Raw genomic sequence first — 22,831 nt, 5'->3', positions numbered from 1 at the left:
GATGAAAATACTAGGTATTAACACCGGTCATGACGGCCACGTATGTCTAATTGAAAATGGAAAATTGGTTTTCAGTTATGAATCGGAAAAGAATGGCGGCAATAGATACGCCCCTCTTTCCCTGAGCTCTGCAATAATCCATGCCGTTCAAAACATAGAAGATCTGGACGCAATCGCTGTAAGCGGATGGGCTGAAGGTATGGACCCCAGAAATCACCCAACTGAAGGCGGGTATCTTGGCCTTAATATCGAACAAACGACCTGCAATTTTGGTGGAAAAGATATAGCGTGGATTAACTGCAGCCATGAAATATCCCACATATTCGCCTCTTACGCACTATCCCCCTATGCGGACAAAAAATCTTGCTACGTATTACTTTGGGAGGGTTTCATAGGCAATTTTTATAAAATCAACCCAGATATGACGATTCAAACAATAGGTAACATTATGCAAGGACCAGGTCTTCGCTATGCATTTGCATATGGCTTAGCCGATCCAACTTTCAATCTAAAAAAAGGTTATTGCAGGCTTGGTGACGCGGGAAAAATTATGGCGTTGGCTGCATTTGGGAAAAACGGTGAGCCAGACGAATTCGAGTCAAAGGTTATCGACTACATAATAAGCTGCGAGTCAGCAATCGACACACTTAACAAACTCGACCTAAAGGATAGCGGCTATTACAACATAGGTGTAAACACAACAAAATTCTGCAACTTAGCAAGAAAGCTATCAGATAAACTTTTTAACAAATTCTATGACTTCATTAGTGCAAGCGTCACTGAAAAGCTACCGCTTTTAATAGCAGGCGGATGTGGATTGAACTGTGAATGGAACAAGAAATGGGAAACCTCCGAATTGTTCGAAGGAGTCTTTATCCCACCTTGCACAAATGATACCGGTGTCGGTATCGGGGCGTCCTCCATTGCACAAAATCTATTAACTGGTAACGCCAAACTTAAATGGTCTGTATATTCAGGACAACCTTTCATTGTCAACCACACAGAGAAATCCTCATTCTCGCCAAGTCCATTGGTACTTGAACACGTATGCGATGCACTTTTAGCTGGAGAAATTATCTGCTGGGTTCAGGGGAATTGTGAAATAGGACCTCGGGCCCTAGGAAATCGATCGATAATAGCAGCACCATTTTCTGTGGATACCACTGAAAAACTAAACTCCATAAAAAAAAGAGAACACTATCGTCCAGTAGCTCCTATCTGCATAGAAGAGGATGCCAAACTTTACTTTGAGAACTGCACTCAAAGCAAATTCATGCTGTCATTTCATCATGTAATTGACAAACGACTCAAAGCAATTACCCACATCGATGGAACAGCAAGAGTTCAGACTGTCAGCCCTCAAGACAACATCAAAATGTATCAGCTGTTGCTGGAGTTCAAAAAACAGTCGGGAGTCAGCGTTCTTTGCAATACCTCATTAAATTTCAAAGGCAAAGGATTTATAAACACACTTTCAGATCTCGAGTTGTTTTGCTCAACCAATAATATATCTACATTTGTTGTAGACAACGTAATGTATCGCGCCAAGGGGATAGAGCAGTGAGCTTTCCCCAGGTGAATGGGTACGGCTATTTATGTGGAGTTCGACTTAGTAGCTCTGTAACACTTTGGGTAGACTTCATTTTAATTTTTACCGTACTTACATTTGTATATGATGCTTCTCCACAGACTTTGGGATATGCAGCGGTATTGTATGGCTTACCAACACTTTTCCTGGGGCCATTGATCGGTGCGCTAGCAGACCATACTAGCCCTGTAAAATTTTTATTAATAAGCTTCACCTTTAGACTTATCGTTGCCTGCCTTTTATTTGGAGCGGACTCTGAATCTATTTTCTTAACATTAGTCTGCCTTAAGGGAATATCGAACCTTGGCTCTGGTGCGGCAGAAATAATCTTGACGAGAAAGCTGCTTACAAATAAAGATCTGGTCAGCAATATTTCCCTGATCACGGTAATGGATCAATTTATCAAGGTCTGTTCACCTTTAGCAGCAGGTGTTATTGCAAGCATGTCAGACAAGGCATACGGCTTTTTGATTTCCGCGTTTTTTTCATTGCTAGGGATATTCTGTGTAATTTTGCTTTCTATGAATAACCGACAGAAAAAGATCCACGAATCCGAGGAACGATCCTTTGGGAGTTTAAAGGCCCTAAAAGTGTTATTAAGCACCGGCCCTTCCACACAACTATTTTTTATCTGTGCTTTAATCCAATCTGCCGTACTGGGATGCTATGATTCGCTACTGAGTCTACATATAAAAAACATAGGGCTTGATGCATACGCATTTGGAGTCATCGTTAGCTCTACCGCAGTAGGTGGAATTATTGCGGGCCTGAGCTTCAAATTAGTTTACCCCCAAAAAATCTTCTTCTGCTCGACGCTCTCTCTACTTGCATTCGGTGTAATGATAGCAACGGCAGGGTTATTAACTGAACCAGGTGATTTGGCAACACTAGCAATACTAATACTAGTGTTTTCCATTGCAGGTTACGCATATGGGCTGACATCTTTAGGGTTTGGCGTAACCCTTCAGAAATACTGTCCTTTATCTAATTTAGGAACAGTGTCAGCAACCGCCCGCAGTTTGATGTTGATATTTATGATTACCGGGCCGATTTTTGGAGCATGGCTGTCAACATTTGTTTCAATCGGTGGCGTACTTGTTGTCTCTGGTGTTAGCGCAATATTTTTCGGCGCGTTATTACATATAAAGTACCACGATGTTTTTTCCTCAGAGACAATTCGCATCTCCAACGAATAAAATAGCCCCCGCAATAGTTCGCTCTAAATCCTACTGCCTTGGCTTAGGAAATTTGGAGATTTGTAAGTTTCATCTTGGAAAATATAGGTAAGGAATGCCTGAAGGACGTTAGGCGCACAATCAAGTTTAATACTAGATAAATGCGGCGGATAAAAACCGGGCGACCTGAAGGCCGCCCGGTTTGGTGAGGGTTACAGATGCGATTCGGCGTATTCGGCCAGAATCGAACGTGGCACCCCTTGCAGGGTGATGTGCACACCATTGGGGAAATCCTTGAAGCGCTCGGTCAGGTAGGTCAGCCCGGAGCTGGTCGCGGACAGGTAAGGGGTGTCGATCTGCGCCAGGTTGCCCAGGCACACCACTTTAGAACCGGCGCCGGCACGGGTGATGATGGTTTTCATCTGGTGCGGCGTGAGGTTCTGGCATTCATCGATCAGGATCAGGCTCTGCTGGAAGCTGCGGCCCCGAATGTAATTGAGGGATTTGAACTGCAACGGCACTTTGCTGAGGATGTAATCGACGCTGCCATGGGTGTTTTCGTCATCCATGTGCAAGGCTTCGAGGTTGTCAGTGATGGCGCCGAGCCAAGGCTCCATTTTTTCCGCTTCGGTGCCGGGCAGGAAACCGATCTCCTGGTCCAGGCCCTGCACGCTGCGGGTGGCGATGATCCGGCGATAGCGCTTGCTGACCATGGTCTGCTCGATCGCCGCGGCCAGCGCCAGGATGGTTTTACCCGAGCCTGCAGCACCCGACAGGTTGACCAGGTGAATGTCCGGATCGAGCAAGGCGTACAGCGCCAGGCTCTGGTAGATGTCGCGCGGCTTCAGGCCCCAGGCTTCCTGGTGCAACAGCGGTTCCTGATGCAGGTCGAGAATCAGCAGCCGGTCTTCCTCGATCTCCTTGATCCAGCCGACAAAACCCTGTTCGTCGATGATGAACTCGTTGATGTGCACGGCCGGCAGGTTGTCGATCAGTTGCACCTGGTGCCAGGTGCGACCGTGGTCCTGACGGGTTTCGACCTTGCTCACACGGTCCCAGAAGGAGCCGGTCATGTTGTGGTAACCGTTGGGCAGCAGCGATACGTCATCAACCAATTGGTCGGTGCTGTAGTCCTCGGCCGCAATCCCGCAGGCCCGGGCCTTGAGGCGCATGTTGATGTCTTTGGTCACCAGCACCACGGGCAACTCTGGCTCGCGCGCGTGCAGGTCAATCAACTGGTTGATGATGATGTTGTCGTTCAGGTGCTCGGGCAGAATGATGTTCGGTTCGGCACGTTTGCTCATCAGAATTGACAGCAAACCCTTGGGCCCACTTTTGCCACGCTGGATCGGCACACCGAGCTCGACGTCTTCAGGGCTGGCATCGCCCAGCGTCTTGTCGATCAGGCGAATGGCCTGGCGACATTCCGCGGCCACGCTGTGATGCCCGCTCTTGAGCTTGTCCAGCTCTTCAAGCACGGTCATCGGGATCGCGACGTGGTGTTCTTCGAAGTTAAGCAGGGCGTTTGGATCGTGAATCAATACGTTGGTATCGAGTACATAAAGGATTGGCTGGTTGGAGGAAGAACTACGTCCGTGATCATCCATACTCGGTCACCTTTGTGGGAGCCAGTCGACGCAATACCGTGACAGTGCTGCGCCTCGAAGTGGCCACCGAATTCACCTGCGGGGACTCAAGTGAACTACACACACAAACTGGGTCTTGGGAGACGCCACCTGTGTTGCAGGTTTCGGCGGTCTGTCTTCGTAATACTCCAAAACCCATGACAGAAAAAAGTACTTTGACGGTTTTTTGAAGTTTATTTTTCAGAGTGACCAATAGCACTAGGCGGATGGCCATCACCCCGTTAAAGTCGGAAGTCCGCCTGCATCGAAATCTCTCCCAAAAACACCCCTCGCCCAATGTTTACGGGCTTTTACCGTTTCAGCGAAACGCGTCCTGACAGTCTTCCCAACCGATCCCGCTTTGCGCCGTTTGCGTGATCAGCCAAGGTATCGTCGATTTCACCCCATCCTGCTTCACGTTGAAGTTGATCACCCCATGCCGCCACAGCAGCATCAGGGTCAACACGCGCTGCGCGCTCTGGTTGGCCTTGAGCTTGCCGGCGCCGTCCTGGGCATCAATATCCCACAACGCCACCTGCAAGCCCTGGGAGGTGAAGAAGCCTCCAGCGTCCGAGCGACGCTGACCGTCAGGCGGACGAAACAGCGGCACGAAGTTCTCCGGCAGTTTGCTTTTCACCAGCTCGACACTGCGCCGCACCGAATCCTGCCAGTCCTGCCAGTAGCTGTGGGAGCGGAACTCCCAGCCTTGTACGCCAATGCACTGCGTCGAGTAGGTCGCTTGCAGGCTGGCCACCGAACGATCGGCCAGACGAGCCTGAATGTCCTTGCCGAGAACAAAGAACGTGCCGTTCATGTTCGACTTGCGCAGGTACTCCGTAACCCAGTCAGTGTTATCCGGCGTGGCATTGGCGGCACTGTCGAAGGTCAACAGAAACAACCGGTCATGCATCGCCTCGCCGTTGCGCTCATAGTCGCCAAAACGATCGATTTCGCTACTGGTTTGCGGAAACAGCGCTGCCTTGCGCAATTGCTCGTCCAGGTACTGGGCATGAAACAGCCGGCTCGGCTCGGCCCACTTGGTGTAATAGCTGTCCTCGCTGACTTGGAACTTGGCGGCTTGCTTGCGCAAGGTGTCCATGTCCTCGACCAGAAAACAGAAGGAGGCGTCCTGATCGCAGCTCTGCTGGGCGAAGTTGTAGTTGGCCAGCAAGCGCTGCCACAGGTGCTGGCGAACGCGGTTGATCGACTCCAGATTGATGGTGCGCAGACCCAGCCGTTGGGCCAGGCTCGCTTCATCGAGGGATTCGCTGGCCAGCAATACACGCGCAAACATCAGGATTTCGGCCCGCGACGCAACGTCGAACAGGGTCGGGTTGCTGAGCTGTTCAGGCCAGGTGCTGCGATCAAGTGTCGCCACGTCGCCCGGCGCCGCCAGGGCACCGAAACTCAATAGCCACGCAGAGAAGAAAAAAACGATACGCAATGGGATGTCTCCATAACAAAACCCGCGCGGCACTATATCGCGGGAAGATCAAAAGATCGCAGCCTCGCGTTGCTCGACAGCTCCTACAGAACCCGATTCCATTCCCGTAGGAGCTGTCGAGCAACGCGAGGCTGCGATCTTGTTCCATGACACCACCGATCACCTATGACACCCATAGCTGGAGTCAACACGGACAACCCCCTAGAATCGCCCCCACGATTAAAGGAGACGACTTCATGCTGATGGTGATTTCCCCCGCCAAGACCCTCGATTACGAAACACCGCCGGCGACCCAGCGCTTCACCCAGCCGCAGTACCTCGACCATTCCCAGGAGCTGATCCTGCAACTGCGCGACCTGACCCCTGCGCAGATCAGCGAGTTGATGCACGTCTCCGACAAGATCGGCGGGCTCAACGCCGCGCGTTTCGGCAGCTGGACGCCGGCCTTCACCCCGGCCAACGCCAAGCAGGCACTGCTGGCATTCAAGGGGGATGTCTACACCGGGCTGAACGCTCAAACCTTCAGCGAAGCCGATTTCGATTACGCCCAACAGCATTTACGCATGCTGTCCGGCCTGTACGGCCTGCTGCGTCCTCTGGACCTGATGCAGCCCTATCGGCTGGAGATGGGCACCAAACTGGCCAATGCCCGTGGCAAGGACCTGTATGCCTTCTGGGGCACACGGATCAGTGAATGGCTGAACGAAGCGCTGATCGATCAAGGCGACGACGTGCTGCTGAACCTGGCGTCCAACGAGTATTTCTCGGCGGTCAAACGCAGTGCCTTGAACGCGCGCATCATTAATACCGAATTCAAGGACTTGAAGAACGGCCAATACAAGATCATCAGCTTCTACGCGAAAAAAGCCCGGGGCATGATGAGCCGTTTCGTCATTGAAGAGCGCGTCAACGACCCGGCAACCCTCAAACAGTTCGATGTGCAGGGCTATCGCTACAGCGCCGAGCAGTCTAAACCGGACAATCTGGTGTTCCTGCGCGATCACGCGCCAGAGTAGGCACCTGATCGGTGCACGACCCCCATGATCCGTCGTGCACCACCCTCTGATCGTCGAACAATCCCCCGCCTTTTTCGTCGATTTATTGACGCCAAAATACAAGCGCTCGGTTTTCTAACTTTTGTTTCACTCGACTTTGATGATTTTTTTCAGTAGTGGCACTGAAATTTTTTATCGGTAGTGGCATATACCCATCTAATTCCGCTAATGCCCTATGTATCAAGGGTGAAACAGCCGTTGCTATCAATATGAAAGCAGTGCCATCTTTTTCAATATTTCAATAAATTTCAGAATTCGCGATGGGCGGACAGGAACTATGTCCAAATGCGTAGCTCATACCACCGGTAACCATTCTCATATTGTTTGTACGAGATAACTTACGCAGAGAAGAGATTCACGTAGCAAAGTTGTCATATTAACTTCTGCTTACTAATCCCTGATTTGGGCAACACATGAAGGACAGGAGATAACGCATCAATACTATCCCCTACAAGGCCAAGGCCGCGCCCCTATAAACGTGCTCACCTGAGCACCCGACCGCTTGATTCACGGGCTCCTGCCTGGCATCGAGCGCGCAAGACTTTTGCACGAACGGCTTCTGATTTAGAAGATCAGCTGCATAACAGGGCACGCCATAATAATAAAAGCCTAGTTGCGCACATCTTGAGTGCACTTATTTAGACACTCGGAACTTATATGCCTGCACGCGGCATTGTGGCGCCTGTAAGCCGCACTTCCGAGTGCTCTATGACCGCTGAACCCCATTAACTCCGGCCATGTAATGGCTTGATCAACACAGAGGTAAATGCGATGCGCATCAGCATATTTGGTTTGGGTTACGTCGGTGCAGTATGTGCCGGTTGCCTGTCTGCACGAGGCCATGACGTCGTTGGCGTCGATGTCGCCAAAGACAAGATCGATATGATCAATGCCGGCAAATCGCCGATCGTTGAACCGGGTCTGGGCGAACTTCTGAAGAAGGGGATCGAGACAGGCCGCCTGCGCGGTACCACCAACTTCGCCGAGGCGATTCGCGACACCGACCTGTCGATGATCTGCGTCGGCACGCCGAGCAAGAAAAACGGCGACCTGGAACTGAACTACATCGAAGCGGTGTGCCGCGAGATCGGTTTTGTCCTGCGTGACAAGACCACCCGCCACACCATCGTGGTTCGCAGCACCGTGTTGCCAGGCACTGTGGCAAACGTGGTCATCCCGATTCTCGAAGACTGCTCCGGCAAGAAAGCCGGCGTCGATTTCGGCGTGGCGGTCAACCCTGAGTTCCTGCGTGAAAGCACCGCGATCGCGGACTACGACTTGCCTCCGATGACGGTCATCGGCGAGTTCGACAAGGCTTCCGGCGACGTACTGCAATCGCTGTACGAAGAGCTCGACGCTCCGATCATCCGCAAGGACATCGCCGTGGCCGAGATGATCAAGTACACCTGCAACGTGTGGCACGCCACCAAGGTGACCTTCGCCAACGAGATCGGCAACATCGCCAAGGCCGTCGGCGTCGATGGTCGTGTGGTGATGGACGTGGTCTGCCAGGACAAGACGCTGAACCTGTCCCAGTACTACATGCGCCCTGGTTTCGCGTTCGGCGGCTCCTGCCTGCCCAAAGACGTTCGCGCCCTGACCTACCGCGCCGGTTCCCTGGACGTGGAAGCGCCACTGCTGAACTCGCTGATGCGCAGTAACGAATCCCAGGTGCAAAACGCCTTCGACATCGTTTCCAGCCACGACAAGCGCAAAGTCGCCCTGCTCGGTCTGAGCTTCAAGGCCGGCACCGATGACCTGCGCGAAAGCCCGTTGGTTGAACTGGCGGAAATGCTGATCGGCAAGGGTTTCGACCTGAGCATCTATGACAACAACGTCGAATACGCCCGCGTCCACGGTGCGAACAAGGAGTACATCGAGTCGAAGATTCCCCACGTCTCGTCCTTGCTCAACTCCGACTTCGACGAAGTGATCAACAACTCCGACGTGATCATCCTCGGCAACCGTGACGAGAAATTCCGCGCTCTGGCGGAACAGGCTCCACACGGCAAGCAAGTGATCGACCTGGTCGGCTTCATGTCCAAAGCCACCAGCGTCAGCGGTCGCACCGAAGGCATCTGCTGGTAACACAGAAACTGCGCGGCGACGCGCTGCAACTGTGTGAACGCGATGTAGGAGCTGACGAGTGAAACGAGGCTGCGATCTTTCCAGGATCACTTGAGTTCCAAGCGAACGATAAAAGATCAAAAGATCAAAAGATCGCAGCCTTCGGCAGCTCCTACATGACCTTCGTCAGTTTTTGTAAGCCTGCCTTAACCCCATCGGGCCACCCCACTGGCTCGCCCGAGATAGAGACGGATGCAGATTATGCACAGGCTAAAGCACGGCCTACTTCAGGTCGCCGGTTGGCTGTTTTACTTAAGTATTTTGATGGGCATCGCCATGGCGTTGCCTGTGTCCACGTTCGACTCCGAGTCGAAGGACTTCATCCTTCTGATCGGTATCGTCGGTATCTGGCGTTACTCGATGGGTGCCACGCACTTTCTGCGCGGCATGCTGTTTCTGTACGTGGTCTACCCGCACCTGCGGCGCAAAGTGCGCAAGCTGGGTAAAGCGGCGGACCCGTCCCACGTGTTCCTGATGGTCACCAGTTTTCGTATCGACGCGTTGACCACGGCGCAGGTCTACAGCTCGGTGATCCGCGAAGCGATCGACTGCGGCTTGCCGACCACCATGGTCTGCTCGATCGTGGAAATGTCCGATGAGCTGCTGGTCAAGAGCCTCTGGTCCCGGATGAACCCACCGGAGCGCGTCAAGCTCGACTTCGTGCGCATTCCCGGCACCGGCAAGCGTGATGGCCTGGCTTATGGTTTCCGCGCCATTTCCCGGCACATGCCGGACGACCGCGCCGTGGTCGCCGTTGTCGATGGCGACACCGTGCTCGCCGAAGGCGTCGTGCTCAAGACCGTGCCGTGGTTCCAGTTGTTCGGCAATGTCGGCGGCCTGACCACCAACGAGTTCTGTGAGGTGCGCGGCGGCTACATCATGAGCGAATGGCACAAACTGCGATTCGCCCAGCGCCACATCAACATGTGCTCCATGGCCCTGTCCAAGCGCGTATTGACCATGACCGGCCGGATGTCGGTATTCCGCGCCACCGTGGTCACCGACCCGGACTTCATCGCCGACGTGGAAAGCGACTCGCTGCAGCACTGGCGCCTGGGTCGCTTCAAGTTCCTTACCGGTGATGACAAGTCGAGCTGGTTCAGCCTGATGCGCCTGGGCTACGACACGTTCTACGTACCTGATGCCGCGATTCACACCGTGGAACACCCGCCGGAAAAAAGCTTCATCAAGGCCAGCCGCAAACTGATGTTCCGCTGGTACGGCAACAACTTGCGCCAGAACTCCCGCGCCCTGGGCCTGGGGATGAAACGCCTCGGCCTGTTCACGTCGGTGGTGCTGTTCGATCAGCGTGTGTCGATGTGGACATCGCTGCTGGGCCTGACGGTCGCGATCATCGCCACCGTCAAGTACGGCACCGCGTTCATCCTGGTTTATCTGCTGTGGATCGGCATTACCCGCCTGATCCTGACCCTGCTGCTGTCCTGCTCCGGTCACACGATCGGCCCGGCCTACCCGGCGATTCTCTATTACAACCAGATCGTCGGCGCGCTGGTGAAGATCTATGTGTTCTTCCGCCTCGACCAACAATCCTGGACTCGCCAGGACACCAAATTGACCCGTGATCTCGCCAGCTTTCAACGTTGGTTCAACACCTGGTCGTCTCGGACCATGACCTTCTCCGCCGGCAGCATTTTTGTCGCCGTGCTGCTGCTGATGGTCTGACCGAACTCGCCTGAATTAACTAGGAAATCGCCCATATGAATACCGCCGTCAACGCCAACGTAGTGCATGAGTCTGAAGCCCAGCGCCAACACGCCCGAGTGAAAATTCCGGCCAAGCTGCGCTTTTACGGTCCTGACCGGATCCCGGTAGAAGCCCGAGTGATCGACCTCTCCGCTGGCGGCCTGGCCTTCAACGCCGGTCAGTTGCCACTGAAGATCGGTGATGTGTACAAGGCTCGCCTGCAATTCGTCATCGATAACCTCGGCCTGGCCATGGACGTTGAGCTGCTGGTCCGCTCCCACGACCGCGAGACCGGTCGTACCGGTTGCCAGTTCCAGAACCTGGAACCTCAGGACATTTCCACCCTGCGCCACCTGATCACCTCGCACTTGGCCGGCGACATCGTCAGCATGGGTGAAGTGCTGGCCACCTTGCAGCGCGACAACTTCACCAAGGCGCGCAAAGTCAAGGATGGCGGCCACGGCATGACACCGTTCGGTCGTCTGCGTGCCGTGACCTTCAGCTTCGCGATTTTCCTCGTCGGCCTGACGGCCTTCGGTTTCATCTTCAAGTCGGTATATGGCATGTACTTCGTCAGCCACGCCCAGGCCGGTCTGGTCAGCGTGGCGGGCATGAACATCACCATGCCGCGTGACGGCACCGTGCAAAGCCTGATCAAAGCCGACGGCGTTGCCGCCAAAGGCGCCCCGCTGGCGACCTTCAGCACCAGCATGCTCGACGTGCTCAAGGGCCACCTTGACGAAGATCAACTGCAACCGGCCAAGGTTGAAGAGCTGTTCGGCAAGCAAATGACCGGCACCCTGACTTCGCCGTGCGATTGCACCGTTTCCCAGCAACTGGTCGCCAATGGTCAGTACGCCAGCAAGGGCGACGTGATCTTCACACTGGTGCCGCGCAACAGCGAAGCCAACGTTGAAGCGCGCTTCTCCTATCGCCAGTTCGGCGACGTGCTTCCAGGCAGCACGGTCAGCTTCCAGATCGCCGGCGAAGACAAAACCCGCACCGGCACCATCGTCAGCAGCACCAGCCTGAAAAGCGCCGACCTGTCGTCCGACATCCGCGTGCAGATCAAGCCTGATGAGCCGCTGGACAGCGCATTCGCCGGTCGCCCGGTTGAAGTGAACAGCACCCGTGGCCCGAACCTGAACTGGCTGATCAACAAAGCCATGGCCGCCGGTCTTTAAACAGAGGACATGCCCGTGACGACTCCAACTTTCCTCACAACACCGCAAACCCTGTGGGAGCGAGCCTGCTCGCGAAGGGGTCAACTCGGTTTGTCTGATACAGCGAGCCGCCTGTTTCGCGAGCAGGCTCGTTCCCACATGGGCTCACTGTGTGCAATAGCATTGGCAGTCAGCCTGGCCGGTTGCGCCGGCCTGCCCGACCAGCGTCTGGCCAACGAAGCCCTCAAGCGCGGCGATACCACGCTGGCGGCGCAGAACTACCAGCAACTGGCAGACCTGGGCTACAGCGAAGCACAGGTTGGCCTGGCCGATATCCAGGTCGACAGCCGCGACCCGGCGCAGATCAAGCAAGCCGAGGCGACTTACCGCGCCGCGGCCAGCGTCTCGCCGCGAGCCCAGGCTCGCCTGGGTCGTCTGCTGGTGGCTAAACCCGGTTCCACCGAAGCCGAACAGCACGAAGCCGAAGGCCTGTTGAAAAAAGCCTCGGCTGCAGGTGAAGGCAACACGCTGATCCCGTTGGCGATGCTGTACCTGCAATACCCCCACAGTTTCCCGAACGTCAACGCGCAACAGCAGATCAGCCAATGGCGCGCCGAAGGCAAACCGGAAGCGGGCCTGGCCCAAGTGCTGCTGTATCGCACACAGGGTACTTACGACCAGCACCTGGACGAAGTCGAAACCATCTGCAAAGCCGCGTTGAACACCACCGACATCTGCTACGTCGAACTGGCCACGGTCTACCAGAAAAAAGCCCAGCCTGAACAACAGGCCGAGCTGATCAAGCAGATGCAAGCCGCCCAGGCTCGTGGCGTGGTTTCCGCTCAGCGCGTGGACAGCGTGGCCCGCGTACTGGGCGATGCAACCCTGGGCACGACCGACGAGAAAACCGCCCAGTCGCTGCTCGAAGGCATCGCACCCGGCTACCCCGCTTCCTGGGTCAGCCTGGCGCAACTGCTCTACGACTTCCCGGAACTCGGTGACGTCGACACGATGATGAAGTACCTGGACAACGGCCGCGCCGCCGACCAGCCGCGCGCCGAACTGTTGCTCGGCAAGCTCTACTACGAAGGCAAAATGGTGCCGGCCGACGCGAAGGTCGCCGAAGAACACTTCAAGAAAGCCGTCGGCAGAGAAGTGGCCGCTGATTACTACCTCGGCCAGATCTATCGCCGTGGCTACCTGGGCAAGGTTTATTCGCAAAAGGCCCTGGATCACTTGCTGACCGCTGCACGTAACGGCCAGAACAGCGCCGACTTCGCCATCGCCCAATTGTTCTCCCAAGGCAAGGGCACCAAGCCCGACCCGCTCAACGCTTACGTCTTCAGCCAATTGGCCAAGGCTCAGAACACCCCGCAAGCCACCGAGCTTGCGCAAACACTCGAAGCCCAACTGCCGCCTGCCCAGCTCGCCGAGGCCCAACGCCTGTTGAAACAAGAACAGGCCGTTCGTGGTGCCTTGAGCCAGAACACGCTGGAACTGCATGCCCTGGAAGAAGAAGACGGCGAGGAATCCCTATGAAGTTGAATCCATTCGTTAAGGCCGGTATCGGCCTGTCATTCGCCCTGCTGTGGTCGTGCCCGACCCTGGCGGCCCTGACCGAAAGCCAGAACTACGGCCTTGATGTGAAAGTCACCGCCCAGTCTGAAGACGACACCGACCTGGGTACGCAGAGTGGCGGCGACGTCAACGGCATCGGCCTCGACCTGCGTCCATGGATCTATGGCGAGAGCGGCGCGTGGAGCGGCTACGCCATGGGTCAGGCCGTGACGTCCACCGACATCATCGAGACGGACACCCTGCAACAGTCCGACAGCGACGGCACCCAGGCCACCGACAACGGTGATCGCAAGAGCAAGAAAAACTACCTGGCGATGCGCGAATTCTGGGTCGGCTACAGCGGCCTCACGCCGTACCCCGGCGAGATCCTCAAGCTCGGTCGTCAACGCCTGCGCAACGACGACGGCCAATGGCGCGACACCAACATCGAAGCCCTGAACTGGACCTTCGACACCACCCTGTTGCGCGCCAACGCCGGTGTTGCCGAACGCTTCAGCGAATACCGCACCGACCTCACCGAGCTCGCGCCGAAAGACAAGGATCGCCTGCACGCTTACGCCGATGCGGCGTACCAGTGGAACCCGGGCAACTGGGTCGGCATTCGCGGTCATCACACCCACGATGACGGCAAGCTCGACTACCCGACCCCGGGCGTTGCCGCCGATTCTCTGGACAAGAAAGAGAACGGCGACATCAGCTGGATCGGCCTCACCGCCGACAGCGATGCCTACAACTGGCGCAACACCAACACTGTCAATTACTGGGGCAGCGTCACCGGCATGAGCGGCGACCGCGACACGGTCAACCCGCTGACCGCCGAAGGCACCGCCCCGGCCCAGGCCAAAACCAGCGGCGACGTTGATGGCTGGGCCACTGACCTAGGTGTGCGTCTGCGCCTCGATCCGCAATGGCAAGTCGGTGCAGCCTATGCCCGTGCCAGCGCCGATTACGAACAGAACGGCCTGGAAAGCAACCGCTCGAACTACACCGGTACTCGCTCGCGGGTTCACCGTTTCGGCGAAGCCTTCCGTGGCGAAATGAACAACATGCAGACCGCCACTCTGTTCGGTTCGTGGATGCTCAACGACGAATACGATGCCAGCGTGATCTACCACAAATTCTGGCGCGTCGACGGCAACAAGCCGGTCGGCAGCAACGGCATCAACGCCGTCCAGAACGACACCGACGACGTGACCGGCGCGGTGCTCTCCAGCACCTCCCTGCCGCTGGAAGATGGCAACAAGGATCTCGGCCAGGAAATGGACGTGGTCGTCACCAAGTACTTCAAGCAAGGCCTGCTGCCAGCAGCCTTGAGCCAATCGATCGATGAGCCTTCGGCCCTGGTGCGTTTGCGTGGCGGTGTGTTCAAGCCCGGCGATGCTTACGGCAAAGGCGTCGACTCGTACATGCACCGCGCGTTTGTCGACGTGATCTGGCGCTTCTGATGCGAACCGCTAAGGGAGTTCCTGACATGAACAGTCCGAAGAGAGGCTCGATCACCTTGCTGGCCGGCGCGATGCTGCTGGTCAGCGGGGTGGCCTTCGCCAATGTGGAGCCGGCCCCGCCAGTCCAGAAGGCGCAACCGGCAACCATGGCCAAAGGATTGCAACAGGCCAAGACCTACACCGTCAGCAGCGCACCGACCGAACCGCTGGAGCTGGCCAAACCGAAGCTGCCGGACACCTCCGGCTATACCGCCGAAGCCATCGCCGCGAAAGTCGTGCGCACCAAGGCCGGCAAAATCAGCGTGCGTCGGATGATGCAGGAAAACGCCCTGAAGGACTTCATCGGCGGCGACAACAAAATGGCCGAATGGGTGGTGCGTCAGCACGGCATCCCGCAGGCGATTTTCATCGACGACGGCTACATGAACCTCAAGGATCTGGCCAAGAAGTTGCCCAAGCAGTACTTCAGCGAAACCTCGCCGGGCGTCTTCCTGGCGAAGCTGCCGATCGTGGTCGGAGAGAAGGGCATCCTGGAAATCGACAAGCAGACCCAGGAACTGCGCCTGTCCCAAGAGGCCGGTTCGTTCCTGGTCAACGACGGCCAGCTGTTTGTGCGTGATACCAAAATCACCGGCTGGCGCGAGAAGGAAAACGGCCCGGCAACGTTCAAGTCGCCGAAGGAATTCCGTCCGTTCCTGCTGTCCTGGGGCGGCACCCAGACCTACATCGCCAACAGCAAGATCGCCAGTTTCGGCTACGCCAACAGTAAGTCCTACGGCGTGAGTATTTCCCAATACACGCCGAACATGGCCAAGGTGCTCAAGCGCCCTGAACCGACCGGCTGGATCGTCGGTTCCGAGTTTTCGGACCTGTGGTACGGCTTCTACTGCTACGAAACCGAGGGCTTCGTGGTCAAGGGCAACACCTACAAAGACAACATCGTCTACGGCATCGACCCGCATGACCGGTCGCATGGCCTGATCATTGCCGACAACACGGTGTACGGGACCAAGAAGAAGCACGGGATCATCATTTCCCGTGAGGTCAACGACAGCTTCATCTTCAACAACCGCAGCTACGACAACAAGTTGTCGGGGCTGGTGATCGACCGTAACAGCGTCAACAACCTGATCGCCTACAACGAGATCTACAAGAACCACACCGACGGCATCACCCTCTACGAGAGTGGCGACAACCTGCTGTGGGGCAACAAGGTGATCAGCAACAAGCGCCACGGCATCCGGATTCGTAACAGCGTGAACATCCGTCTCTACGAAAACCTGTCCATGGCCAACGGCCTGACCGGCGTCTACGGGCACATCAAGGACCTGACCGACACCGACCGTGACATCAAGCTCGATCCGTTCGACGCCCAGGTGTCCCTGATCGTGGTCGGCGGCGAACTGGCCGGCAACGGCAGCGGTCCGCTGTCCATCGACTCGCCGCTGAGCGTCGAGTTGTATCGCGTGTCCATGCTTGCACCGACCAAATCCAGCGGCATCAGCTTCTCGGGGATTCTCGGCGAGCGCCAGGATGAAATTCTCGACCTGCTGGTACGCCAGCAGAAAGCCGTGCTGATCGACCCTGTCGAACGCCAGACCGAAATGCAGGACTGAGGATAATTTTATGCACCCACACTTGATCAAATTACTCAGCCTGTCGGCCCTGACCGCTGGCATTCTCGCGGCCAGCGCCGGCGCTCGTGCCGATGAAGCCAAGGCCCCCAGCTTCAGCGCCGAACCGTGCTGCAGCCTGTGCCCGGCAGCCCACGACGCGAAGAACTACACCACGCGTTACCAGCAGAACTTCACCACGCTGGTGCAGGCTCAGGGCGACTGGTTGTTCCGTACGCAAGAAGACTTGCGCACCGAGTTCGACACCACGCCCGCCGGCTACAAACGCATGAAAGAACTGCACGATGCGTTCAAGAGCAAAGGCGTGGAACTGGTCGTCGTTTACCAGCCGACCCGTGGCCTGGTGAACCGCAACAAGCTCAACCCGGAAGACAAGGCCAAGTTCGATTTCGACAAGGCCTTGAGGAACTACAAGACCATGCTCGGACGTTTCGCCGCCATGGGCTACACCGTGCCGGACCTGTCGCCGCTGACCAACGAGTCGCTGCCTGACACCCTGCCGGCCCACGATTTCTACTTCCAAGGCGACCAACACTGGACGCCGTATGGTGCCCAGCGCACGGCGAAAATCGTCGGTGAGCAAATCAAGAAAATGCCGGCCTTTGCCGACGTACCGAAACGCGAATTCGAGAGCCATAAGTCGGGTCGCATGGGCAAGACCGGAACGTTACACAATATGGCCGGTCAACTCTGTGGCACCAGCTACGCGATCCAGTACATGGATCAGTTCACCACCGAGCCGAAAGGCGAAGCAGCTGATGGCGATCTGTTCAGTGATTCCGGCAATCCGGAAGTCACCCTGGTCGGCACCAGCCACAGCGGCAAGAATTACAACTTCGCCGGTTTCCTCGAAGAGGCCATCGGCGCCGACATCCTCAACGTGGCGTTCCCCGGCGGTGGCCTGGAAGGTTCGATGCTGCAGTACCTGGGCAGCGAAGAGTTCCAGACCAAGCCGCCGAAAATTCTGATCTGGGAATTCTCGCCGCTCTATCGCCTGGACCAGGAAACCATCTACCGCCAGATGATGGCGCTGCTGGACAACGGTTGCGAAGGTAAGGATGCACAGATGACCGGCAGCACCACGTTGAAGCCGGGCAAAAACGAATTGATGGTCAACAGCAAGAACCTGAACCTGCAAAACAGCAGTCACCAGGTCGACATCCGCTTCGCCGATACGTCGGTGAAAACTCTGCAAGCCACCCTCTGGTACATGAACGGTCGCCACGAGGACATCAAGATCGATAAACCGGAAACCTCCGACACCGACGGGCGTTTCGCCTTTGAGTTGCGCACGGACGAAGACTGGGCCTCGCAGAATTTGCTGGCCGTTGAAATCCAGGGCCCTGAAGCAGGTGCCGCGCCGCAGAAAGTCGAAGCGAAAATCTGCAAACGCAACGTGTTCCCTGGCACTGGGCAGCGTACCGCTCAGGCCGGGCAATGAGGCAATTATGCAAACCCGAACTCTGAAAAAGTTACTCGCGCCCTCCCTGCTGACTCTGGCGATGTTCGCCGGGGCCACTCAGGCCGCCGCGCCACTGCGCCCGCCCCAGGGTTACTTCGCGCCGATTGAAAAAGTCAAAACCGGCGACAAGAGCGAAGGCTGTGACGCCGTGCCGACGCCGTACACTGGCTCGCTGCAATTTCGCAGCAAGTACGAAGGTTCCGACAAGGCTCGTTCGACCCTGAACGAGGCCTCGGAAAAAGCCTTCCGCGACACCACTGCAGACATCACCAAGATTGAGCGCGGCACCAGCAAGCGCGTGATGCAGTACATGCGCGACGGTCGTCCGGAACAACTGGAATGCACCCTGAATTGGTTGACCACCTGGGCCAAGGCCGATGCGTTGATGTCCAAGGACTTCAACCACACCGGCAAGTCCATGCGCAAATGGGCGTTGGGCAGCATGGCGTCGTCCTATATCCGCCTGAAGTTCTCCGACTCCCATCCGTTGGCGAACCATCAGCAAGAGTCGCAACTGATTGAGGCCTGGTTCAGCAAAATGGCCGATCAGGTCGTCAGCGATTGGGACAACCTGCCGCTGGAAAAAACCAACAACCACTCGTACTGGTCCGCCTGGTCAGTGATGGCAACGTCCATCGCCACCAACCGCCGTGACCTGTTCGATTGGGCAGTCAAGGAATACAAGGTCGGCGCCAATCAAGTCGACGCCCAGGGTTTCCTGCCCAACGAACTCAAGCGCCAGCAACGCGCCCTCGCCTATCACAACTACGCCCTGCCGCCGCTGTCGATGATCGCCAGTTTCGCCCAGGTCAACGGTGTGGACTTGCGTCAGGAAAACAACGGCGCTCTGAAACGCCTGGGTGACCGCGTGCTCGCGGGGGTTAAAGACCAGGACGATTTCGAAGAAAAGAGCGGCAAGAAACAGGACATGACCGACCTCAAGGTCGACTCGAAATTTGCCTGGCTCGAACCGTTTTGCACGCTCTACACCTGCACGCCGGATGTGCTTGAGAAAAAGCACGAGATGCAGCCGTTCAAAACCTTCCGCCTCGGTGGGGATTTGACCAAGGTCTACGACCCGGCCAATGAAAAGGGCAAAGGTTCCTAGGACAAACGCAAAACCCTGTGGGAGCGAGCTTGCTCGCGATGACTGAGTGTCAGTCGACATCGATGTTGAATGTCAGACCGCATTCGCGAGCAGGCTCGCTCCCACTCTGAATGCAATACATCCTCCCGAAATTCGTGGGGGGGTTTGGGGGGGCTGCGGCCCTTGACTGTTGGTTAAACACGGAGAGATCGGGATGGTATTTTCGTCCAATGTGTTCCTGTTTTTGTTCTTGCCGATCTTTCTCGGCATGTACTACTTGAGCGGAATACGCTATCGCAACCTGCTGCTGCTGATCGCCAGCTATGTGTTCTATGCCTGGTGGCGTGTGGACTTCCTTGCGCTGTTCGCAGCCGTCACGCTGTGGAACTACTGGATCGGCCTGAAAGTCGGGGCGGCAGGCGTTCGGACCAAACCGGCACAACGCTGGTTGCTCCTGGGCGTGGGCGTCGACCTGTGCATTCTCGGCTACTTCAAGTACGCCAACTTCGGTGTCGACAGCATCAACGCGATGATGACCTCGGTCGGTCTGTCGCCGTTCATCCTGACCCACGTGCTGTTACCGATCGGGATCTCGTTCTACATCTTCGAGTCCATCAGCTACATCATCGACGTCTACCGTGGGGACACCCCGGCGACCCGTAACCTGATCGACTTTGCAGCGTTCGTGGCGATCTTCCCGCACTTGATCGCCGGCCCCGTGTTGCGTTTTCGCGACCTCGCCGACCAGTTCAACAACCGCACCCACACCCTCGACAAGTTCTCCGAAGGTGCCACGCGGTTCATGCAGGGCTTCATCAAGAAGGTCTTCATCGCCGACACCCTGGCGGTGGTGGCCGACCATTGCTTTGCCTTGCAGAACCCGACCACGGGCGACGCCTGGCTCGGCGCACTGGCCTACACCGCGCAGCTGTATTTCGACTTCTCCGGTTACAGCGACATGGCCATCGGCCTGGGCTTGATGATGGGTTTCCGCTTCATGGAAAACTTCAAACAGCCGTACATCAGCCAGTCGATCACCGAGTTCTGGCGTCGCTGGCACATCAGCCTGTCCACCTGGCTGCGTGACTACCTGTACATCACGCTGGGCGGTAACCGTAAAGGCACGTTGATGACCTATCGCAACCTGTTCCTGACCATGCTGCTCGGTGGCCTGTGGCACGGCGCGAACATCACATACATCGTCTGGGGCGCCTGGCATGGCATGTGGCTGGCGATCGAAAAGGCCCTCGGCCTGAACACCTCGCCGCGCAGCATCAACCCGATCCGCTGGGCGCTGACGTTCCTGCTGGTGGTGATGGGCTGGGTGATCTTCCGCTCGGAAAACCTGCACGTCGCCGGTCGCATGTACGCCGCGATGTTCAGCTTCGGCGAATGGTCGCTGTCGGAACTCAACCAGGCCAGCCTCACCGGCCTGCAAGTGGCGACTCTGGTGGTGGCTTACGCAACCCTGGCGTTCTTCGGCATTCGTGATTTCTACAGCAACCTGCCGCCGGAGAAGACCAAGCCTGCCGTGAATGTCGAGGCCGATGGCCCGGCCACTGCACAGCCAGGAATGATCAAGGCCGTACCGGGCGACAACCCGGCCAGCATCCACGAACCGGGCTACACCGTCGGCGTTGAAGCGACTGTGCAACCCACCTACTGGACTGCGGACTGGTCGCGTTACGTGATGCGCACGCTGGTGCTGGTGCTGTTCATCGCCTCGATTTTCAAACTCTCGGCGCAAAGCTTCTCGCCGTTCCTTTACTTCCAGTTCTGAGGGATCTGATCATGACCCGCTCATTACGTATCTTCTACATCGCCCTGTTCATGGTGACCTTGTTGGTCCTGGGCCTGTGGTCCACGCGCAGCTTCCTCGGCTTCAGCACCAACGCCGATGCGACGGTGCTCAACGGCCGCTGGACCAAAGCCGTGGAGACGCACTACGACGAAGAGTTTCCGATCAAGCGCCTGGGCACAAACCTTTGGGCCGCGCTGGATTTCAAACTGTTCAACGAAGGTCGTCCGGGCGTCGTGCTCGGTCAAGACCAGTGGTTGTACAGCGATGAGGAATTCCATCCGGTCGTCAACGAAGAGCTGAACCTGCAAGGCAACTACGCGCTGGTCGAAGGCGTGCGCCAGACCTTGAAAGAGAAAGGCGTGAAACTGGTGATGGCCATCGTGCCGGCCAAGACTCGCCTGTACCCGGAACATCTGGGCGAAGTGAAACCTTCGAGCATCCACGCCAACCTCTATGAGGACTTCCACGCTCGAGTGGCGGCCACCAAGATCCTCGCGCCCGACCTGCTCGTCCCGCTGCAAAAGGGCAAGCTGAACGGTCAGCAAGTGTTCCTGCGCACCGACACTCACTGGACCCCGGAAGGCGCGCAAATCGCCGCCGAGACCCTGGCCAAAACCATTGCCGAGAAATCCCCGCTCAGCGGCGAACCGCAACGCTTCGTCACCGAACCCGCGGAGAAAGTGACCCACAAGGGCGACCTGCGGTTGTTCCTGCCGCTGGACCCGCTGTTCGAAAACATGATGCCGGCAACCGAGCCGTTGCAGAAGCGCAACACCGTTGCGGCTGAAGATCAGGCCGGCGGTGACGACGCGCTGTTCGCCAACACTGAAGTGCCGGTGGCCCTGATCGGGACCAGCTACAGCGCCAACCCTAACTGGAACTTCGTCGGTGCGCTGAAAGAGGCGCTGCACAGCGACGTGGTCAATTACGCCGAAGACGGCCATGGCCCGATTCTGCCAATGCTCAGCTATCTCAAAAGCGATGCTTTCAAGAACAGCCCGCCACAAGTGCTGATCTGGGAGTTTCCTGAACGTTATCTGCCTGTGAACAACGAAATCGGTGACGCCGACCCGCAGTGGGTCGCAGAGCTTAAACAAGCCGGCGCTCGCCAACAAAACGTAGCCGCAAACACTAAATCCGAGACGCCCGACCGGGCGCAAAACTGAAAGAGAGGTACACCATGACTTTCACTACTACTCCTCGCCGTCTCGCCAAGACCCTTGCTCTCGTTGCCGGCATGAGCGTTCTGTCCATGCAGGCCTTCGCCGGTGACGCCGCGCTCTACGGCCCGACCGCACCGAAAGGCTCGAGCTTCGTGCGTGTCTACAACGCGGGTAACGCTGAAGTCAGCGCCACCGTTGGCAGCACCAACCTGAGCGAAGTCGCGCCGCTGTCCAGCACCGACTTCAGCTTCATGCCGGGTGGCGACTACAGCGCCAAGGTCGGCAGCCAGACCCTGCCGGTGAAACTGGCCGGTGATCACTATTACACCCTGGTCAACAACGCCAGCGGCACGCCACAACTGATCGAAGAACCGCCGTTCAAGAACAAGCAGAAATCCCTGGTTCGCGTGCAGAACCTCAGCGACAAGGCCCTGACCCTCAAAACCGCCGACGGCAAGACCGAAGTGGTTCCGACCGTGGCGGCCAAGGGCCGTGGCGAACGTGAAATCAACCCGGTGAAAGTCAGCCTGGCGCTATACGATGGCGACAAGAAAGTCGGCGATGTGAAACCGGTTGCCCTGGAACGTGGTGAAGCGGCGGTGCTGTACGTCACCGGCAACGGCAGCAGCCTGTCGCCAGTCTGGGTAAAACGCCCGGTTTCGACGCGCTAATCAAATTTACGCAGGGATCAATGCGATCCCTGTAGGAGCTGCCGCAGGCTGCGATCTTTTGATCTTCGGCGTCATTGAAAACGCCAAAAGATCGCAGGCTTCGCCAGCT

At 56.8% G+C, this 22,831-nt stretch carries 16 protein-coding genes; 14 read left to right on the top strand and 2 right to left on the bottom strand.

Annotation, left to right across the window (positions count from 1 at the left end; genetic code table 11):
• The first annotated feature begins 1 nt into the window (after nucleotide 1).
• A complete protein-coding gene (locus tag ACYZUD_RS28875) occupies nucleotides 2–1,564 on the top strand; it encodes a carbamoyltransferase C-terminal domain-containing protein (RefSeq protein WP_462021246.1) in 1,563 nt (520 codons plus the stop codon).
• Nucleotides 1,561–2,784, top strand: a complete 1,224-nt coding sequence (locus ACYZUD_RS28870) for an MFS transporter (RefSeq protein WP_462021245.1) — start codon at nucleotides 1,561–1,563, stop codon at nucleotides 2,782–2,784. The genes ACYZUD_RS28875 and ACYZUD_RS28870 overlap by 4 nt, the downstream gene beginning before the upstream one ends.
• Nucleotides 2,785–2,975: 191 nt before the next feature.
• On the opposite strand, the gene ACYZUD_RS28865 is transcribed toward ACYZUD_RS28870, so the two are convergent.
• Complete coding sequence (locus ACYZUD_RS28865) at nucleotides 2,976–4,370, bottom strand: PhoH family protein (protein WP_462021244.1); 1,395 nt, start codon at nucleotides 4,368–4,370, stop codon at nucleotides 2,976–2,978.
• Nucleotides 4,371–4,707: 337 nt separating this feature from the next.
• Nucleotides 4,708–5,832, bottom strand: a complete 1,125-nt coding sequence (locus ACYZUD_RS28860; protein ID WP_462021243.1) for a polysaccharide deacetylase family protein — start codon at nucleotides 5,830–5,832, stop codon at nucleotides 4,708–4,710.
• A gap of 236 nt (nucleotides 5,833–6,068) precedes the next feature.
• Here ACYZUD_RS28860 and yaaA point away from each other — a divergent pair, with 236 nt between their 5' ends.
• From yaaA to ACYZUD_RS28800, 12 genes are all read left to right on the top strand, one after another.
• Nucleotides 6,069–6,848 carry a peroxide stress protein YaaA gene (yaaA, locus tag ACYZUD_RS28855; RefSeq protein ID WP_462021242.1) on the top strand — a complete coding sequence of 260 codons (780 nt, stop codon included), beginning with the start codon at nucleotides 6,069–6,071 and terminating at the stop codon, nucleotides 6,846–6,848.
• A gap of 810 nt (nucleotides 6,849–7,658) precedes the next feature.
• On the top strand, nucleotides 7,659–8,975 hold the full coding sequence (locus ACYZUD_RS28850) for a nucleotide sugar dehydrogenase (protein WP_462021241.1): 1,317 nt from the start codon (nucleotides 7,659–7,661) through the stop codon (nucleotides 8,973–8,975).
• Nucleotides 8,976–9,215: 240 nt separating this feature from the next.
• Nucleotides 9,216–10,697: a mannuronan synthase gene (alg8, locus tag ACYZUD_RS28845; RefSeq protein ID WP_462021240.1), complete on the top strand. Its 1,482-nt coding sequence runs from the start codon at nucleotides 9,216–9,218 to the stop codon at nucleotides 10,695–10,697.
• 35 nt (nucleotides 10,698–10,732) lie between these two features.
• Complete coding sequence (locus tag ACYZUD_RS28840; RefSeq protein WP_462021239.1) at nucleotides 10,733–11,902, top strand: PilZ domain-containing protein; 1,170 nt, start codon at nucleotides 10,733–10,735, stop codon at nucleotides 11,900–11,902.
• A gap of 15 nt (nucleotides 11,903–11,917) precedes the next feature.
• Nucleotides 11,918–13,420, top strand: a complete 1,503-nt coding sequence (gene algK / locus ACYZUD_RS28835) for an alginate biosynthesis TPR repeat lipoprotein AlgK (protein WP_462021238.1) — start codon at nucleotides 11,918–11,920, stop codon at nucleotides 13,418–13,420.
• Complete coding sequence (locus ACYZUD_RS28830; RefSeq protein WP_462021237.1) at nucleotides 13,417–14,904, top strand: alginate export family protein; 1,488 nt, start codon at nucleotides 13,417–13,419, stop codon at nucleotides 14,902–14,904. The genes algK and ACYZUD_RS28830 overlap by 4 nt, the downstream gene beginning before the upstream one ends.
• 26 nt (nucleotides 14,905–14,930) lie before the next feature.
• On the top strand, nucleotides 14,931–16,520 hold the full coding sequence (gene algG, locus ACYZUD_RS28825; RefSeq protein ID WP_462021236.1) for a mannuronan 5-epimerase AlgG: 1,590 nt from the start codon (nucleotides 14,931–14,933) through the stop codon (nucleotides 16,518–16,520).
• Between the two features lie 10 nt (nucleotides 16,521–16,530).
• Complete coding sequence (locus ACYZUD_RS28820; RefSeq protein WP_462021235.1) at nucleotides 16,531–17,979, top strand: alginate O-acetyltransferase; 1,449 nt, start codon at nucleotides 16,531–16,533, stop codon at nucleotides 17,977–17,979.
• 7 nt (nucleotides 17,980–17,986) lie between these two features.
• Nucleotides 17,987–19,108, top strand: a complete 1,122-nt coding sequence (locus tag ACYZUD_RS28815; protein ID WP_462021234.1) for a mannuronate-specific alginate lyase — start codon at nucleotides 17,987–17,989, stop codon at nucleotides 19,106–19,108.
• A gap of 193 nt (nucleotides 19,109–19,301) precedes the next feature.
• A complete protein-coding gene (locus tag ACYZUD_RS28810; RefSeq protein ID WP_462021233.1) occupies nucleotides 19,302–20,867 on the top strand; it encodes an MBOAT family O-acyltransferase in 1,566 nt (521 codons plus the stop codon).
• Nucleotides 20,868–20,878: 11 nt separating this feature from the next.
• Nucleotides 20,879–22,054, top strand: coding sequence for an alginate O-acetyltransferase (locus tag ACYZUD_RS28805; RefSeq protein WP_462021232.1), 1,176 nt, complete (start codon nucleotides 20,879–20,881; stop codon nucleotides 22,052–22,054).
• Between the two features lie 14 nt (nucleotides 22,055–22,068).
• The gene (locus ACYZUD_RS28800; protein ID WP_462021231.1) at nucleotides 22,069–22,722 is read left to right on the top strand and encodes an alginate O-acetyltransferase AlgF; all 654 of its coding nucleotides are present in this window, start codon (nucleotides 22,069–22,071) and stop codon (nucleotides 22,720–22,722) included.
• The last annotated feature ends 109 nt before the right edge of the window (nucleotides 22,723–22,831 follow it).

Source organism: Pseudomonas sp. XS1P51, from assembly GCF_054897845.1.
The sequence above is the reverse complement of the archived record's forward strand: the minus strand, read 5'-3'. Positions and strand labels throughout refer to the sequence as shown.

What these genes read in the sequence shown, in the direction of transcription:
- ACYZUD_RS28875 (WP_462021246.1), top strand. Translation starts at nt 2, where the DNA reads ATGAAAATACTAGGTATTAACACCGGTCATGACGGCCACGTATGTCTA.
- ACYZUD_RS28865 (WP_462021244.1), bottom strand. Translation starts at nt 4,370, where the DNA reads ATGGATGATCACGGACGTAGTTCTTCCTCCAACCAGCCAATCCTTTAT.
- yaaA (WP_462021242.1), top strand. Translation starts at nt 6,069, where the DNA reads ATGCTGATGGTGATTTCCCCCGCCAAGACCCTCGATTACGAAACACCG.
- ACYZUD_RS28850 (WP_462021241.1), top strand. Translation starts at nt 7,659, where the DNA reads ATGCGCATCAGCATATTTGGTTTGGGTTACGTCGGTGCAGTATGTGCC.
- alg8 (WP_462021240.1), top strand. Translation starts at nt 9,216, where the DNA reads ATGCACAGGCTAAAGCACGGCCTACTTCAGGTCGCCGGTTGGCTGTTT.
- ACYZUD_RS28840 (WP_462021239.1), top strand. Translation starts at nt 10,733, where the DNA reads ATGAATACCGCCGTCAACGCCAACGTAGTGCATGAGTCTGAAGCCCAG.
- ACYZUD_RS28830 (WP_462021237.1), top strand. Translation starts at nt 13,417, where the DNA reads ATGAAGTTGAATCCATTCGTTAAGGCCGGTATCGGCCTGTCATTCGCC.
- algG (WP_462021236.1), top strand. Translation starts at nt 14,931, where the DNA reads ATGAACAGTCCGAAGAGAGGCTCGATCACCTTGCTGGCCGGCGCGATG.
- ACYZUD_RS28820 (WP_462021235.1), top strand. Translation starts at nt 16,531, where the DNA reads ATGCACCCACACTTGATCAAATTACTCAGCCTGTCGGCCCTGACCGCT.
- ACYZUD_RS28815 (WP_462021234.1), top strand. Translation starts at nt 17,987, where the DNA reads ATGCAAACCCGAACTCTGAAAAAGTTACTCGCGCCCTCCCTGCTGACT.
- ACYZUD_RS28810 (WP_462021233.1), top strand. Translation starts at nt 19,302, where the DNA reads ATGGTATTTTCGTCCAATGTGTTCCTGTTTTTGTTCTTGCCGATCTTT.
- ACYZUD_RS28805 (WP_462021232.1), top strand. Translation starts at nt 20,879, where the DNA reads ATGACCCGCTCATTACGTATCTTCTACATCGCCCTGTTCATGGTGACC.
- ACYZUD_RS28800 (WP_462021231.1), top strand. Translation starts at nt 22,069, where the DNA reads ATGACTTTCACTACTACTCCTCGCCGTCTCGCCAAGACCCTTGCTCTC.